The sequence below is a fragment of the Streptomyces sp. NPDC048436 genome, from assembly GCF_043200355.1.
Lineage (GTDB): Bacteria > Actinomycetota > Actinomycetes > Streptomycetales > Streptomycetaceae > Streptomyces.
Genome location: NZ_JBICXP010000001.1, coordinates 1,183,573 through 1,199,725 on the forward strand (window position 1 = coordinate 1,183,573; position 16,153 = coordinate 1,199,725).

A 16,153-nucleotide genomic window follows, 5' to 3' on the forward strand; every position below is an offset into this window, starting at 1 on the left:
TTCAGGAGAGGGACGATGTTCGACACGGTTCTGGTCGCGAACAGGGGCGAGATCGCGGTCCGCGTCATCCGTACGCTGCGGGCGCTCGGCGTCCGCTCGGTCGCCGTGTTCAGCGACGCGGACGCGGACGCACGGCACGTTCGCGAGGCCGACACGGCCGTGCGGATCGGCCCTGCACCGGCCACCGAGAGCTATCTCTCGGCCGAGCGGCTGCTGGAGGCGGCGGCCAGGAGCGGCGCCCAGGCCGTGCATCCGGGGTACGGCTTCCTCGCGGAGAACGCGGAGTTCGCGCGGGCCTGTGCGGACGCCGGACTCGTCTTCATCGGCCCGCCCGCCGATGCCATCTCCCTCATGGGCGACAAGATCCGCGCCAAGGAGACGGTGCGCGAGGCAGGCGTCCCGGTGGTCCCCGGCTCCTCCGGCAGCGGCCTGAGCGACGCCCAACTGGCCGGCGCGGCGCGGGAGATCGGTATGCCGGTCCTGCTCAAGCCCTCGGCGGGCGGCGGCGGCAAGGGCATGCGGCTCGTGCGGGACGCCGCCCTGCTCGCGGACGAGATCGCCGCCGCCCGGCGCGAGGCGCGGTCCTCCTTCGGTGACGACACCCTGCTCGTGGAGCGCTGGGTCGACCGCCCCCGGCACATCGAGATCCAGGTCCTGGCGGACGGCCACGGGAACGTGATCCACCTCGGTGAGCGCGAGTGCTCGCTGCAGCGCCGCCACCAGAAGATCATCGAGGAGGCCCCGAGCGTCTTCCTGGACGAGGCCACGCGCGCGGCGATGGGCGAGGCGGCGGTCCAGGCGGCACGCTCCTGCGGGTACGCGGGCGCGGGCACGGTGGAGTTCATCGTGCCGGGCAAGGACCCGGCCTCGTACTACTTCATGGAGATGAACACCCGGCTCCAGGTGGAGCACCCGGTCACGGAGCTGATCACGGGCCTGGACCTGGTGGAGTGGCAGCTGCGGGTGGCGGCCGGCGAGGAACTCCCGTACAGCCAGCGGGACATCACGCTCACGGGGCACGCGATCGAGGCCCGCGTCTGCGCGGAGGACCCGTCCCGCGGCTTCCTGCCGTCCGGGGGCACCGTCCTCGCCCTGCACGAGCCGCAGGGCGACGGCGTGCGGACCGACTCGGGGCTGAGCGAGGGCACGGAGGTCGGGAGTCTGTACGACCCGATGCTGTCGAAGGTCATCGCGTACGGCCCCGACCGCCCGACCGCGCTGCGCAAGCTGCGGGCCGCCCTTGCGGAGACGGTCACGCTGGGGGTGCCGACCAACGCGGGGTTCCTGCGACGGCTCCTCGCCCATCCGGCGGTGGTCTCCGGGGAGTTGGACACGGGCCTGGTGGAGCGCGAGGCGGAAGGGCTGGTCCCCGAAGGGGTGCCGGACGAGGTGTACGAAGCCGCGGCCGCCCTGCGGGAGTCCCGTCTCGCCCCCACGGGCGACGGCTGGACCGACCCCTTCTCGCGGCCCAGCGGCTGGCGGCTCGGCGGCACCCCGGCTCCCCTCACCCACTGGCTGCGCGCCGCGGGACTTGAACCCGTCACTCACCAACTCCGGGGCGGCGGCGCCCGCACGGTAGGTCCCGGCGCGGTCTCCGTGACCGTCGACGGCACGCTGCACACCTTCCGCCACGCGGGCGACTGGCTCGGCCGCGAGGGCGACGCCTGGCACATCCAGGACCACGACCCCGTCGAGGCGAGCCTCACCGGCGCCGCGCACAGCGGGGCCGACGCCCTGACCGCCCCCATGCCCGGCACGGTCACGGTGGTCAAGGTCTCCACCGGCGATCGGGTGACCGCGGGCCAGAGCCTGCTCGTGGTGGAGGCGATGAAGATGGAGCACGTCATCTCCGCCCCGCACGCGGGCACCGTCGCCGAACTCGACGTCACTCCGGGCGCGACCGTCGCCATGGACCAGATCCTGGCCGTGGTGATCCCCGACGAGGCCCCCCAGGAGGAAAAGTGACGCTCCCCATGACCGTCCCCGCCCAGGGCCTGCCGCCCCGCGTCCGTATCTACGAAGTGGGCGCCCGGGACGGCCTGCAGAACGAGAAGGCGGTCGTCCCCACGGAGATCAAGGCGGAGTTCATCCACCGCCTCGCCGCCGCGGGCCTCACCACCATCGAGGCGACCAGCTTCGTGCACCCCAAGTGGGTGCCCCAACTGGCCGACTCCGAGCAGCTGTTCCCGCTCGTCCGGGACCTCGAACTGAACGCGCAGGCGCAGCTCCCCGTCCTCGTGCCGAACGACCGGGGCCTGGACCGCGCCCTGGCCCTCGGGGTCCGCGGCATCGCCGTCTTCGTCAGCGCCACGGAGTCCTTCGCCAAGGCCAACCTCAACCGCACCCTCGGCGAGGCCCTCGCGATGTCGGAGCCGGTCGTCGCCCGCGCCCGTGAGCAGGAAGTACGGGTGCGCGGCTATCTCTCCATGTGCTTCGGTGACCCCTGGGAGGGCCCCGTGCCCATCGCCCAGGTCGTCCGCACGGCAAAGGCGCTCCTGGACATGGGCTGCGACGAGCTGAGCCTCGGCGACACGATCGGCGTGGCCACTCCGGGCCATGTCCAGTCGCTGCTCACCGAGTTGAACGCGGCGGGCGTACCGACGGACCGCATCGGCGTGCACTTCCACGACACATACGGCCAGGCGCTGTCCAACACCCTCGCCGCCCTGCGGCACGGAGTCAGCACGGTCGACGCGTCGGCGGGCGGCCTCGGCGGCTGCCCGTACGCGAAGAGCGCCACCGGCAACCTCGCCACCGAAGACCTCGTATGGATGCTCGACGGCCTCGGCATCGAGACCGGCGTCGACCTCGGCCGCCTCAGCGCCACCAGCGCGTGGATGGCCGAACAACTGGGCCGACCCAGCCCCTCCCGCACCGTCCGTGCCCTGACCGGCACCTCCCCTCAGGAGCAGTGAAGAACGATGGACCACCGTCTGTCCCCCGAGCACGAGGAACTCCGCCGCACGGTCGAGGAGTTCGCGCACGAAGTCGTCGCCCCGAAGATCGGCGACCTCTACGAACGCCACGAGTTCCCGTACGAGATCGTGCGCGAGATGGGCCGCATGGGCCTCTTCGGCCTGCCCTTCCCCGAGGAGTACGGCGGGATGGGCGGCGACTATCTCGCCCTGGGCATCGTGCTCGAAGAGCTGGCGCGGGTCGACTCCTCCGTGGCCATCACCCTGGAGGCGGGTGTCTCGCTGGGCGCGATGCCGATCCACCTCTTCGGTACGGAGGAGCAGAAGCGGGAGTGGCTGCCCCGGCTCTGCTCCGGTGAACTCCTGGGCGCCTTCGGCCTGACCGAGCCGGACGGCGGCTCGGACGCGGGCGGCACCCGCACGACCGCGGTGCGGGACGGCGACGAGTGGGTGATCAACGGCTCCAAGTGCTTCATCACGAACTCCGGCACGGACATCACGGGCCTGGTCACGGTCACCGCCGTCACCGGCCGCAAGGCGGACGGCCGTCCACTCATCTCCTCGATCATCGTCCCGTCCGGCACGCCCGGTTTCACGGTCGCGGCGCCGTACTCGAAGGTCGGCTGGAACGCCTCGGACACCCGTGAGCTGTCCTTCTCGGACGTACGGGTGCCGGTGGCGAACCTCCTCGGCGAAGAGGGCCGCGGCTACGCCCAGTTCCTGCGGATCCTGGACGAGGGCCGCGTCGCGATCTCCGCGCTCGCGACGGGCCTCGCGCAGGGCTGCGTGGACGAGTCCGTGAAGTACGCCAAGGAGCGGCACGCCTTCGGGAAGCCGATCGGGGCCAACCAGGCCATCCAGTTCAAGATCGCCGACATGGAGACGCGGGCCCATATGGCCCGGGTCGGCTGGCGGGACGCGGCATCGCGCCTCGTCGGCGGTGAGCCCTTCAAGAAGCAGGCGGCGATCGCGAAGCTCTACTCGTCCACGGTCGCCGTCGACAACGCGCGCGAGGCCACGCAGATCCACGGCGGGTACGGCTTCATGAACGAGTACCCCGTGGCCCGGATGTGGCGGGACTCCAAGATCCTGGAGATCGGCGAGGGCACGAGCGAGGTGCAGCGGATGCTGATCGCCCGGGAGCTGGGATTCGCGGGATAACCACCCGCGTCCCGGGGAAGGCGACCGCGGGAGCCGCTGGACATCAGCTTAGGTTAGGTTAACCTAAGCGCTAGTTCAGGCCAGTGGCTCCGCAGCCGCCTCAGGAAAGCAGAGAACCTCATGTCCCACGCCCGTCTCCCCCAGCCCTCCCGCCGTGGCATCCTCGCCGCCGGCGGCGCCCTCGGCCTCACGGCCCTGCTGGCGGCCTGCGGCGACGAGAAGAAGGACGGTTCGAGCAAGGAGAGCGGCGCGGACTCCGGCCCCTGGAGCTTCAAGGACGACCGCGGCACGACGGCCAAGAGCGAGTCGACGCCGAAGAACATCGTCGCCTTCACCGGCGTCGCCGCCGCCCTCTTCGACTACGGCATCGAGGTCAAGGGCGTCTTCGGCCCGACGAAGACCAAGGACGGCAAGGCCGATGTCCAGGCCGGCGACATGGACGTCAGCAAGGTGACGGTCCTCGGCAACGAATGGGGCAAGTTCAACATCGAGAAGTACGCGGGCCTCGCCCCCGACCTCCTCGTCTCCACGATGTTCGACGACGCGGGCACCCTCTGGTCCGTCCCCGAGGACAGCAAGGACAAGATCCTCAAGCTCGCTCCGAGCGTCGGCATCAGCGTCTACGACCGCCAGATGACCCAGCCCCTCCAACGCCTGCTCGCCCTCGCCGAGTCGCTCGGCGCGGACGTGAAGGCCGACAAGGTCGTCAAGGCGAAGAAGCGCTTCGAGGCCGCCGCCGAGCGGCTGCGCAAGGTCGCCAAGGCGAACAAGGACATCAAGGTCCTCGTCGGCTCGGCGAGCCAGGACATCTTCTACGTCTCCGGCACGAATCTCTCCGCCGACCTGGAGTACTTCAAGTCCCTCGGCGTGAACTTCGTCGAACCGTCCGAGAGCGCCAAGAAGGCGAGCGGCGGCTGGTTCGAGAACCTGAGCTGGGAGAACGTCAACAAGCACGCCGCGGACATCATCATGATGGACAACCGCACCGCCACCCTCCAGCCCGCCGGCCTGGGCAAGGACAAGCCGACCTGGGCGAAGCTGCCCGCGGTCAAGGCCGGCCAGGTCATCCCGCGCGTCACCGAGCCGATCTACTCGTACGACAAGTGCGCCCCGATCCTCGAGGACCTCGCCGACGCGATCGAGAAGGCCAAGAAGGTCAGCTGAGCCCCCGCGCGCACCCCGCGCACGCCCCGCCCCGCGCACACCAAGCGCCACGAGCTGCCCTCTCCATGCCCACGGAGGGGGCAGCTCCAGTTTCCGCGCCGGTGACCCCGCCTCTGGTGACCCCCGACTACAACCGGCAGAGAAGTTAGGTTAGGCTTACCTCACTTCCCCACAAGTCCCCTCACCCAGAGGACCGTTCATGCGCTCGCACCTGCTCAACGACACCACCGCGGAGCGATACCGCAGCTCCGTGACCGAGGGAGTCGAGCGGGTGGCGGCCAGAATCGCCACCACCTCCCGCCCTTTCACCGGGATCTCCGTCGACGACCTCGCGCCCCGGATCGAGGCCGTCGACCTGGACGAGCCCCTGCACGACACGATCGCCGCCCTGGACGAGCTCGACGAGCTCTACCTGCGCGACGCCGTCTACTTCCACCACCCCCGCTACCTCGCGCACCTCAACTGCCCGGTCGTCATCCCGGCCGTGCTCGGCGAGGCCGTGCTCTCCGCCGTCAACTCCTCCCTCGACACCTGGGACCAGTCCGCGGGCGGCACACTCATCGAGCGCCGCCTCATCGACTGGACCGCCGAACGCATCGGGCTCGGACCGGCCGCCGACGGCGTGTTCACCAGCGGCGGCACACAGTCCAACCTCCAGGCCCTGCTGCTGGCCCGCGAGGAGGCCGCCAAGGCCGGAAAGCCGCTCACCCGGCTGCGTATCTTCGCCTCCGAGGTCGGCCACTTCAGCGTCCAGAAAGCCGCGACGCTGCTCGGCCTCGGCGAGGACGCCGTCGTCACCATCCCCACCGACAACGAAAAGCGCATGCAGACCGTGGCCCTCGCCCGCGAGCTGGAGCGCTGCCGGGACAACGACCTCACCCCCATGGCGGTCGTCGCCACCGCGGGGACCACCGACTTCGGCTCCATCGACCCGCTGCCCGAGATCGCAGAACTGTGCGAGCAGTACGGCACCTGGATGCACGTCGACGCGGCGTACGGCTGCGGCCTGCTCGCCTCGCGCACGAGCCGTTACCTCATCGACGGCATCGAGCGCGCCGACTCCGTCACCGTCGACTACCACAAGTCCTTCTTCCAGCCTGTGAGTTCCTCCGCCGTCCTGGTGCGGGACCGGGCGACGCTGAGCCACGCGACGTACCACGCCGAATACCTCAACCCGCGCCGCATGGTGCAGGAGCGCATCCCCAACCAGGTCGACAAGTCCCTCCAGACGACCCGGCGCTTCGACGCGCTCAAGCTATGGATGACGCTGCGCGTGATGGGCGCCGACGCCATCGGTGACCTCTTCGACTCCGTACGCGACCTCGCGGGCCAGGGCTGGCAGCTGCTCGCCGCCGACCCCCGCTACGACGTGGTCGTGGAGCCCCAGCTTTCGACGCTGGTCTTCCGCTACATCCCCGAGGCGATCTGCGACCCGTCCGCCATCGACCGCGCCAACCTGTACGCCCGCAAGGCCCTGTTCGCCTCCGGTGACGCGGTCGTCGCGGGCACCAAGGTCGGCGAACGCCAGTACCTCAAGTTCACCCTGCTCAACCCCGAGACCACGGTCGCCGACATCACGGCCGTCCTCGATCTGATCGCCGGCCACGCCGAGCAGTACCTGGGAGAGACCCTTGACCGCGCTTCCTGATCACCGAGAACCACGTGAAGCACACGCATCACGCGAACCACTGGACTTCATCGGTATCGGTCTTGGCCCCTTCAACCTCGGCCTCGCCTGCCTGACCGAACCCATCGACGAGCTGACCGGCCTCTTCCTGGAGTCCAAGCCGGACTTCGAGTGGCACTCCGGCATGTTCCTGGAGGGCGCCCACCTCCAGACCCCGTTCATGTCGGACCTGGTCACGCTCGCGGACCCGACGTCCCCCTACTCCTTCCTCAACTACCTGAAGGAATCGGGGCGGCTGTACTCCTTCTACATCCGCGAGAACTTCTATCCGCTGCGCACCGAGTACAACGACTACTGCCGCTGGGCCGCCGCGAAGCTCTCCTCGGTCCGCTTCAGTACGACGGTGAGCGAGGTGACGTACGAGGATGACCTCTACGTCGTCCGCACCACCACCGGCGACACCTTCCGCGCCCGCCACCTCGTCCTCGGCACCGGCACCCCGCCGCACATCCCCGAGTCCTGCGCGGACCTCGGCGGGGACTTCATCCACAACTCCCGCTATCTGCAGTCCAAGCGGGAGCTCCAGAAGAAGGAGTCGATCACGCTCGTCGGCAGCGGCCAGTCCGCCGCCGAGATCTACCTCGACCTCCTGAGCGAGATCGACGTACACGGCTACCGACTCAACTGGGTCACCCGCTCCCCGCGCTTCTTCCCCCTCGAATACACGAAGCTGACGCTGGAGATGACCTCTCCGGAGTACGTCGACTACTTCCACGCGCTGCCGGAAGCGACCCGCTACCGCCTCCAGGACCAGCAGAAGACCCTCTTCAAGGGCATCGACGGCGAACTGATCAACGAGATCTTCGACCTGCTCTACCAGAAGAACCTCGGCGGCCCGGTGCCCACACGGCTGCTCACCAACTCCTCGTTGCGCAGCGCACGTCACGAGAACGGCACCTACACCCTCGGCCTGCACCAGGACGAGCAGGACAAGGACTTCGAGCTGGAATCCGAGGGCCTCATCCTGGCCACCGGCTACCAGTACGTCACGCCCGACTTCCTGGAGCCCGTGCGCGAGAGGATCCGCTGGGACGGCCGTGGCCGCTACGAGGTCGCCCGCAACTACTCGATCGACACCACGGGCCGCGGCATCTTCCTGCAGAACGGCGCCGTGCACTCCCACTCGCTGACCAGCCCCGACCTGGGCATGGGCCCGTACCGCAACGCGTACATCATCGGTGAGCTGCTCGGCGCCGAGTACTACCCCGTCGAGAAGTCCATCGCGTTCCAGGAGTTCGCCGTATGAGCAACACCTCAGACCTGACCCTGCGCCCCCTCGACCCCCTGAAGGACGCCGAACTCCTGCACGGCTGGGTCACCCACCCCAAGGCCTCGTTCTGGATGATGCAGGGCGCGACGCTGCCGGACGTCGAGCGCGAGTACATGGCGATCGCCGCCCATGAGCACCACGACGCGTTCATCGGTCTGCACAAAGGCGTGCCCGCCTTCCTCATGGAGCGCTACGACCCCCGGTACGTCGAACTCGTCGGCCTCTACGAGCCCGAGCCCGGCGACGTGGGCATGCACTTCCTCACCGCGCCGTCCGACGTCCGCATCCCCGGCTTCACGCGGGACGTGATCACCAAGGTCATGGAGACGCTCTTCGCCGACCCGGCGACGGAGCGCGTGGTGGTCGAGCCCGACGTCGACAACAAGGCCGTGCACGCCCTCAACGAAGCCGTCGGATTCCGCGCGGCCCAGGTCATCCAGAAGCCGGAGAAGAAGGCTCTGCTGAGCTTCTGCACCCGCCAGCAGTTCGAAGCAGCAGTACGCGAAAGGGAATCGGCGATATGACCCTGTCCGACGCCACGGCGCACCTGACCCCCGAGCGCTGGGAGCAGGCCAACCGTCTCCTCATCCGCAAGGCCATCGCCGAGTTCTCGCACGAGCGGCTGTTCACCCCGGAGCCCGTGGGCGACGACAGATACGTCATCCGCAGCGACGACGCCCTGACCCGCTACCGCTTCACCGCCCGTCGCCTTCGGCTCGACCACTGGCAGGTCGACGCCACGTCCATCACCCGGCACCGCGACGGCACCGAACTCCCGCTGAACGCCCTCGACTTCTTCGTCGAGCTGCGTTCGGCCCTCGGCCTGAGCGACGAGATCCTGCCGGTCTACCTGGAGGAGATCTCCTCCACTCTCTCCGGCACCTGCTACAAACTCACCAAGCCCGCGATCCCGGCCGCCGAGCTCTCCCGCTCCGGCTTCCAGGAGATCGAGACGGGCATGACCGAGGGCCACCCCTGCTTCGTCGCCAACAACGGCCGGCTCGGCTTCGGCGTGCACGAGTACCTCTCGTACGCTCCCGAGACCGCGAGCCCCGTACGCCTTGTGTGGCTGGCCGCGCGCAAGGACCGGGCCGTGTTCACGGCGGGCGCGGGCATCGACTACGAATCGTTCCTGCGGGCCGAGCTGGGCCAGGAGACCCTGGACCGCTTCGACCGCAGACTCCGTGACCAGGGCCTGGACCCTCAGGACTACCTCCTGATCCCGGCCCACCCCTGGCAGTGGTGGAACAAACTCTCCGTGACCTTCGCGGCGGAGGTCGCCCAGCGGCACCTGGTGTGCCTGGGCGAGGGCGACGACGAGTACCTGGCCCAGCAGTCGATCCGTACGTTCTTCAACACCAGCGACCCGGCCAAGCACTACGTCAAAACGGCCCTGTCGGTCATCAACATGGGTTTCATGCGCGGGCTTTCGGCCGCGTACATGGAGGCGACCCCGGCGATCAACGACTGGCTCGCGCACCTCATCGACACCGACGACACCTTCAAGTCGACGGGCCTCACGATCATCCGCGAGCGCGCGGCCGTCGGCTATCGCCACCTGGAGTACGAGGCCGCCACCGACCGCTACTCCCCGTACCGCAAAATGCTCGCGGCCCTGTGGCGCGAGAGCCCCGTGCCGTCCCTGGCCGAGGGTGAGCAACTGGCCACCATGGCATCCCTGTTGCACACCGACCTGGAAGGCGCGTCCTTCGCGGGCGCCCTCATCGAGCGCTCCGGTCTCACCCCGGCCGAGTGGCTGCGGGGCTATCTGCACGCCTATCTGACGCCGCTGCTGCACAGCTTCTACGCGTACGACCTCGTCTTCATGCCGCACGGTGAGAACGTCATCCTGGTCCTGAAGGACGGCGTCGTGCAGCGGGCGATCTTCAAGGACATCGCCGAGGAGATCGCGGTCATGGACCCCGACGCGGTGCTTCCGCCCACGGTCGAGCGCCTGCGGGTCGAGGTCCCCGACGACCAGAAGCTCCTGTCGATCTTCACGGACGTCTTCGACTGCTTCTTCCGGTTCCTGTCCGCGAACCTCGTCACGGAGGGCCTGGTCGACGAGGACACGTTCTGGGGCACGGTCGCCGAGTGCGTGACGGCCTACCAGGAAGCCACGCCCCAACTGGCCGACAAGTTCAAGCAGTACGACATGTTCGCCCCCGAGTTCGCCAGGTCCTGCCTGAACCGGCTCCAGCTGCGGGACAACGAACAGATGGTCGACCTCGCCGACCCGTCAGGGGCGCTGCAGCTGGTCGGGACCTTGAAGAACCCGATCGCGTAAGCGGCCCCCTCAAGCCGAGTGGGCTCCCGGGACGCCGCAATCATCAGCGGCTGCGCCGCGGGCCGGGAGCCCACTCCTTTGTGTAACGCCTACTTGCCCGGCCAGGGCACGTCGGGCGCCTTGTAGTACCCGATGCCCAGCGCGTCCCAGCGCGGCCCCTGCTGGGCGAGCCGCACCTTGTACGCGTTCCAGTCGTGCGTCGACGCGGGCGACCAGCCGAGCTCGGCGATGCCGGGCAGGCGCGGGAACGCCATGTACTCGATGTGCGCCGACGTCGAGATCGTCTCCGACCACAGCGGCGCCTCGACACCCTGGATCGACTCCGCGGGCGCGCCCTTCAGATACGTCCCCGGGTCCCAGTCGTAGCTGCGCTGGGTCGAGACGTAGCCCGCCCAGGCGAGGCCCAGCGGGGTGTTTTTGTCGTACTTCATGTCGAGGTAGGCCCGGTCGGCGGGCGAGAGGATCAGCTTGGTGCCGTTCTTCGCCGCGTTCACGACCTGCTCGCGCTCGGCGGCTCCGGTGGCGTCATAGCCCCAGTACTGCGCGAGGGCGCCCTTGGCGGGCGTGGCGCCGGTCAGCTGGTGCCAGCCGATCGCGGTCTTGCCGTACTTGGCGACCACGGGCTGCACCTTGTTCATGAACGCCACATAGTCCTCGTGGCTGGTGGAGTGCGCCTCGTCGCCGCCGATGTGGATGTACTTGCCGGGCGTCATCGCGGCGATCTCCCGGATGACGTCGTCCACGAAGTCGTACGTCACGCCCTTCTTGACGCACAGCGAGCTGAAGCCGACCTCGGTGCCGGTGTAGAGCGGGGGCGCGACGCCGTCGCAGTTCAGTTCGGCGTACGAGGCGAGCGCGGCGTTCGTGTGGCCCGGCATGTCGATCTCGGGGATGACCTCCAGCTGACGCGAGGTCGCGTACTGGACGATGTCCTTGTACTGGGCCTTGGTGTAATAGCCGCCCTTGCCGCCGCCGACCTGCGTGGAGCCGCCGTACGTCGTGAGCCTGGGCCAGGAGTCGACGGCGATGCGCCAGCCCTGGTCGTCGCTCAGGTGCAGGTGCAGTTTGTTGACCTTGTAGAGCGACATCTGGTCGATGTAGCGCTTGACCTTGTCCACCGAGAAGAAGTGCCGCGATACGTCGAGCATCGCGCCGCGGTGTTCGTAGCGCGGCTTGTCCTCGATGGTGCCGCCCGCGACGAGCCAGGGGCCGCGCTGTTCGCTGTTCTTCTCGGCGGCGGCGGGCAGTTGCTGCCGCAGCGTCTGGACGCCGTAGAAGAGCCCGGCGGCCTTGCGGGCCGTGATGGTGACGGAGCCCCCCCTGGACTCCAGGCGGTAGCCCTCGTTCCCCAGGGACTTGTCCTTGGAGCTGAGCCGCAGCCGGATGCCGTCGCGGCCCCCGTCGTCGGTGACCTTCAGGGAGTAGCCGGTGGAGGGGCGCAGGACGCCCGCCAGATAGCCGCCGATCCGCCGCGCGTCACGCGAGTCGTCGACCCGGATGCGGGTCTTGGAGTTGATCTCGTACGGGGATCCGCCCGGGGCGGCGGACGCCGGGGCCGGGATGACCTGGCCGAGCGGGATCGGGGTGGCGGCCGTGGCCGCTTCCTGGCCGCCGCTGCCGCCCGGCGCCGCGGCGACGGACGAGAATCCGGCCGCCGCGACGAGCAGCAGCGAGCCGAACAGGCGGGTCGATCTGTGGTGCTGTCTCACGAGCGGGTCCCTTCGACGGGGCTACGTCACGGGTGGCGCCTCACTGTGGTGCATCGCAATCGAATGGTCACCATGCGTACCTTGCACCCCGTGCCGGGTCAAGGGTGTAGACCACTTCGGCGGCCCGCCGGTGGAAGAATCCTCAAGGACCCCCTGATTACCCCGGGGCTCGTTTTCGACGCGCCCCTGCCCGATTCCGGGCAGGATTGTTGCACCCGGAGGGCTATTCCTCCAGGATCAACGAATGCACGACGACCTGGTGGACCACCTCACCCGCAGCACCCCGCTCCAGCGGGGCGAAGCTCTGCGGGTCATCCAGGACGTGCTCGCCTACTTCGACGAGACGACCGAGGAATTCGTCCGTCGCCGCCACCGCGAACTGCAAGGTCAGGGCCTGCTGAACGCGGCGATCTTCGAACAGATCTCGGCGGATCTCCAGTACCGCGCGGTAGCGCCGCCCGAGCTCACCCTCCGGCAACTGCGCCGCCTCATCTACGGCTAGGAAACCCTCTATGTGTGGAATCGTCGGTTATATCGGCAAGCGTGACGTGGCCCCCCTCCTCCTCGAAGGCCTCCAGCGCCTGGAGTACCGCGGCTACGACTCCGCGGGCGTCGTCATCACCAGCCCCAAGACCTCCGGCCTGAAGATGGTCAAGGCGAAGGGCCGCGTCCGCGACCTGGAGGCCAAGGTGCCCGCCCGCTTCAAGGGCACCACCGGCATCGCCCACACCCGCTGGGCCACCCACGGCGCCCCGTCCGACGAGAACGCCCACCCGCACATGTCGGGCGACAACAAGGTCGCCGTCGTCCACAACGGCATCATCGACAACGCATCCGAGCTGCGCGCCAAGCTCACCGCCGACGGCGTCGAGTTCCTCTCCGAGACGGACACCGAGGTCCTCACCCACCTCATCGCCCGCTCCCAGGCGGACAAGCTGGAGGAGAAGGTCCGCGAGGCCCTGCGCCACGTCGAGGGCACGTACGGCATCGCCGTCCTGCACGCCGACTTCAACGACCGCATCGTCGTCGCCCGCAACGGCTCCCCCGTCGTCCTCGGCATCGGCGAGAAGGAGATGTTCGTCGCCTCGGACGTCGCCGCGCTCGTCTCGCACACCCGCCAGGTCGTCACCCTCGACGACGGCGAGATGGCCACCATCAAGGCCGACGACTACCGCACGTACACGACCGAGGGCTCCCGTACGACCGCCTCGCCGACCACCGTGGAGTGGGAGGCGGAGTCGTACGACATGGGCGGCCACGACACGTACATGCACAAGGAGATCTTCGAGCAGCCCGACGCCGTGGACCGCGTCCTGCGCGGCCGCATCGACGACCGCTTCTCCACCGTGCACCTCGGCGGCCTGAACCTCGACGCGCACGACGCCCGCAAGGTGCGCCGCGTCAAGATCCTCGGCTGCGGCACCTCGTACCACGCGGGCATGATCGGCGCCCAGATGATCGAGGAGCTGGCCCGCATCCCCGCCGACGCGGAGCCGGCGTCCGAGTTCCGCTACCGCAACGCGGTCGTGGACCCCGACACCCTGTACATCGCGGTCTCCCAGTCCGGTGAGACGTACGACGTGCTCGCGGCCGTGCAGGAGCTGAAGCGCAAGGGCGCCCGCGTCCTGGGCGTCGTGAACGTCGTCGGTTCCGCGATCGCGCGTGAGGCCGACGCGGGCGTGTACGTCCACGCGGGCCCGGAGGTCTGCGTGGTCTCCACCAAGTGCTTCACCAACACCACCGTCGCCTTCGGCCTGCTCGCCCTGCACCTGGGCCGCATCCGCGACCTGTCGGTCTCCGACGGCAAGCGGATCATCGAGGGCCTGCGCAAGCTGCCGGGACAGATCTCGGAGATCCTCAAGCAGGAGGACGAGATCAAGAAGATCGCCAAGGAGTACGCGGACGCCCGTTCGATGCTCTTCATCGGACGCGTACGCGGCTACCCCGTGGCCCGCGAGGCCTCCCTGAAGCTCAAGGAGGTCTCGTACATCCACGCCGAGGCCTACCCCGCGTCCGAGCTGAAGCACGGCCCCCTCGCGCTGATCGAGCCCGCGCTCCCCACGGTCGCGATCGTCCCGGACGACGACCTCCTGGAGAAAAACCGCGCCGCCCTTGAGGAGATCAAGGCCCGCAGCGGCAAGATCCTCGCGGTCGCGCACCAGGAGCAGGAGAAGGCCGACCAGACGATCCTCGTCCCGAAGAACGAGAACGAGCTGGACCCGATCCTGATGGGCATCCCGCTCCAGCTCCTCGCCTACCACACGGCGCTGGCCCTGGGCCGCGACATCGACAAGCCGCGCAACCTCGCGAAGTCGGTCACGGTCGAGTAGTCCCGCACCACGGCAGTGAACGGCCCCTCGCGCGTGCCACCGGGCGCGCGAGGGGCCGTTCCTCAAGGATCAGGGGCGCCCATTCCCCTGACCCGCGCCTGCCTCGGCCGGTAGCCGTCACTCCCCGGTCGGCAGGTTGTCGTGCCACCTGTACGTACCCTTCACAAGGGCACTCAGCACCTCTACGCACGAGTAGATTTATCTACACCACAAGGAAGTTGACCCCACATCACCCTCATCCCACCTGGGACGACGGGCAGTCAGGGAATGACGATGACGGGGCGTTGCGCACGGCGCGCGAGCCGGCCCGCGACGGAGCCGAAGATGCGCCCCACGATGCCGTGCGTCGATCCGACGACGATCGCGTCCGCGGAGTACTCGCGGCCGACCTCTTCGAGTTCGTGGCAGATGTCGCCGCCGCGCTCGACCAGGATCCACGGCACCTCGGCCAGATAGTCCGCACAGGCCAGTTCGAGTCCGAGCACTTCCGTGCGGTGATCCGGCACGTCGACGAAGACCGGCGGTTCGCAGCCCGCCCACACCGTGGTGGGGAGCCGGTTGGCGACATGCACGATGATCAGGCCTGAGCCGGAGCGATGGGCCATCCCGATCGCGTACGAGAGCGCGCGCTCACTGGAGGTCGAGCCGTCGAAGCCGACGACGACCCCGTGCCGGAAGGCCGGATCGCAGGAGTGACGTGTTTCTTCCGCCGCCTGGGGGGTCGCTGTGGGATCGGCGACCTGCCGCTTGCGGTCCGCGGGTTCGGAGAATTCGTGACCGGCCATGGGTGTCTCGGCGAAGGAGTCCTCTGTGGGAGGGTCGGCTTTGTTCGGGTCGTACGGCGCAGTATGGAGCGGGACGGACAGGACGGACGGAACGGGCACAACGGACAGCGGTGGGGTCGGGCGGGGAAGAGTGGCGACGACCACCGGAGCTGTGTCCGGGAATCATCTTCCCAACCCCATACCCCTAAGGGTACGGCGACACTCCTCTCCTGCCCAGAGCCTTCGACAGGCCCTGCGGGAGCCTCACGGCGTTCACCGGAGCATGCATGAGCCGCGCCCGTATGGCAATGGTTGCTGCCCCGTACAGGCGGTTTGGGCACCCACTCGCGTGGCCCCGCTTTCACGCCAGTGACCGGCCGCCCGACCACGCGTTGAACTGCGGTACGCCACCGCCACAGGGAGCCCGCCGTGCCAGGACCGTCGCCCGCGTCCTCACCAGTCACGACGCAGCGCCGCCGGCGCCCGCCGGAGGGGGCGCGCGAGCGCCCGCGCGGCGGTGTCCCGACGCCACGCGCCGAGGAGACGCCACCCACCCCTTCACAGGACTCCGCGAGCGATGTCGTGCGCTGGGCCGCGTTCAGCTGCGTCCTGGTTCCCGTCGTCCTCGTCGGGTACGGGACCTCACTGGCGGGAGCCGCCGGATCGGCCCTCGGCCTGGTGGCCGTGACGGGGGTCTGCCGGCTGCTTCTCCGGCAGTCCGAGCGGGGGGCGGCGCGGCTGATCGAGGAGCAGGGCCAGGAGCGTCGCGGGCGGCACGGGAGGGCGGGCTCGGGGGCGCACAGGAGCGGTCGGCATGCTGGTGGGTCCGCGCCGGAGGACTGACCGATTCACGCGTACTCCCCCGT

The 16,153-nt window shown here is 69.1% G+C and carries 13 protein-coding genes; 11 read left to right on the forward strand and 2 right to left on the reverse strand.

Features of this window, described 5'->3' with window-relative positions; translation table 11 throughout:
- The first annotated feature begins 15 nt into the window (after nt 1-15).
- The 8 genes from ACGFX9_RS05345 (at nt 16) to ACGFX9_RS05380 (ending at nt 10,484) form a co-directional block, all read left to right on the forward strand.
- Nucleotides 16-1,965 (forward strand): acetyl/propionyl/methylcrotonyl-CoA carboxylase subunit alpha, encoded by a 1,950-nt coding sequence (locus ACGFX9_RS05345; protein ID WP_393464852.1) that lies wholly within the window; start codon nt 16-18, stop codon nt 1,963-1,965.
- A gap of 8 nt (nt 1,966-1,973) precedes the next feature.
- Nucleotides 1,974-2,915, forward strand: a complete 942-nt coding sequence (locus ACGFX9_RS05350; RefSeq protein WP_393465653.1) for a hydroxymethylglutaryl-CoA lyase — start codon at nt 1,974-1,976, stop codon at nt 2,913-2,915.
- Nucleotides 2,916-2,921: 6 nt separating this feature from the next.
- Nucleotides 2,922-4,076, forward strand: coding sequence for an acyl-CoA dehydrogenase family protein (locus tag ACGFX9_RS05355; protein ID WP_393464855.1), 1,155 nt, complete (start codon nt 2,922-2,924; stop codon nt 4,074-4,076).
- 120 nt (nt 4,077-4,196) lie between these two features.
- Nucleotides 4,197-5,240: an ABC transporter substrate-binding protein gene (locus ACGFX9_RS05360; protein ID WP_393464858.1), complete on the forward strand. Its 1,044-nt coding sequence runs from the start codon at nt 4,197-4,199 to the stop codon at nt 5,238-5,240.
- Nucleotides 5,241-5,439: 199 nt separating this feature from the next.
- Nucleotides 5,440-6,888 (forward strand): pyridoxal phosphate-dependent decarboxylase family protein, encoded by a 1,449-nt coding sequence (locus tag ACGFX9_RS05365; protein ID WP_393464861.1) that lies wholly within the window; start codon nt 5,440-5,442, stop codon nt 6,886-6,888.
- Nucleotides 6,872-8,173 (forward strand): lysine N(6)-hydroxylase/L-ornithine N(5)-oxygenase family protein, encoded by a 1,302-nt coding sequence (locus tag ACGFX9_RS05370; protein ID WP_393464864.1) that lies wholly within the window; start codon nt 6,872-6,874, stop codon nt 8,171-8,173. The genes ACGFX9_RS05365 and ACGFX9_RS05370 overlap by 17 nt, the downstream gene beginning before the upstream one ends.
- Entirely contained in the window at nt 8,170-8,721 is a 552-nt protein-coding gene (locus ACGFX9_RS05375) for a GNAT family N-acetyltransferase (RefSeq protein ID WP_393464867.1), read from the forward strand. The genes ACGFX9_RS05370 and ACGFX9_RS05375 overlap by 4 nt, the downstream gene beginning before the upstream one ends.
- Nucleotides 8,718-10,484: an IucA/IucC family protein gene (locus ACGFX9_RS05380; RefSeq protein WP_393464870.1), complete on the forward strand. Its 1,767-nt coding sequence runs from the start codon at nt 8,718-8,720 to the stop codon at nt 10,482-10,484. The genes ACGFX9_RS05375 and ACGFX9_RS05380 overlap by 4 nt, the downstream gene beginning before the upstream one ends.
- Before the next feature lie 89 nt (nt 10,485-10,573).
- Here the strand turns inward: ACGFX9_RS05380 and ACGFX9_RS05385 are convergent, their stop codons facing one another.
- Complete coding sequence (locus ACGFX9_RS05385; RefSeq protein WP_393464873.1) at nt 10,574-12,193, reverse strand: beta-N-acetylhexosaminidase; 1,620 nt, start codon at nt 12,191-12,193, stop codon at nt 10,574-10,576.
- Between the two features lie 244 nt (nt 12,194-12,437).
- Between ACGFX9_RS05385 and ACGFX9_RS05390 the strand changes: the two genes are divergently transcribed.
- Together ACGFX9_RS05390 and glmS are read left to right on the forward strand one after the other, a co-directional pair.
- Nucleotides 12,438-12,695, forward strand: coding sequence for a hypothetical protein (locus tag ACGFX9_RS05390; protein WP_160505170.1), 258 nt, complete (start codon nt 12,438-12,440; stop codon nt 12,693-12,695).
- 10 nt (nt 12,696-12,705) lie between these two features.
- Nucleotides 12,706-14,523, forward strand: a complete 1,818-nt coding sequence (glmS, locus tag ACGFX9_RS05395) for a glutamine--fructose-6-phosphate transaminase (isomerizing) (protein ID WP_393464876.1) — start codon at nt 12,706-12,708, stop codon at nt 14,521-14,523.
- Nucleotides 14,524-14,783: 260 nt separating this feature from the next.
- On the opposite strand, the gene ACGFX9_RS05400 is transcribed toward glmS, so the two are convergent.
- Entirely contained in the window at nt 14,784-15,308 is a 525-nt protein-coding gene (locus tag ACGFX9_RS05400; RefSeq protein ID WP_393464879.1) for a universal stress protein, read from the reverse strand.
- Between the two features lie 561 nt (nt 15,309-15,869).
- Between ACGFX9_RS05400 and ACGFX9_RS05405 the strand changes: the two genes are divergently transcribed.
- On the forward strand, nt 15,870-16,130 hold the full coding sequence (locus ACGFX9_RS05405) for a hypothetical protein (protein ID WP_393465656.1): 261 nt from the start codon (nt 15,870-15,872) through the stop codon (nt 16,128-16,130).
- Nucleotides 16,131-16,153: the final 23 nt, after the last annotated feature.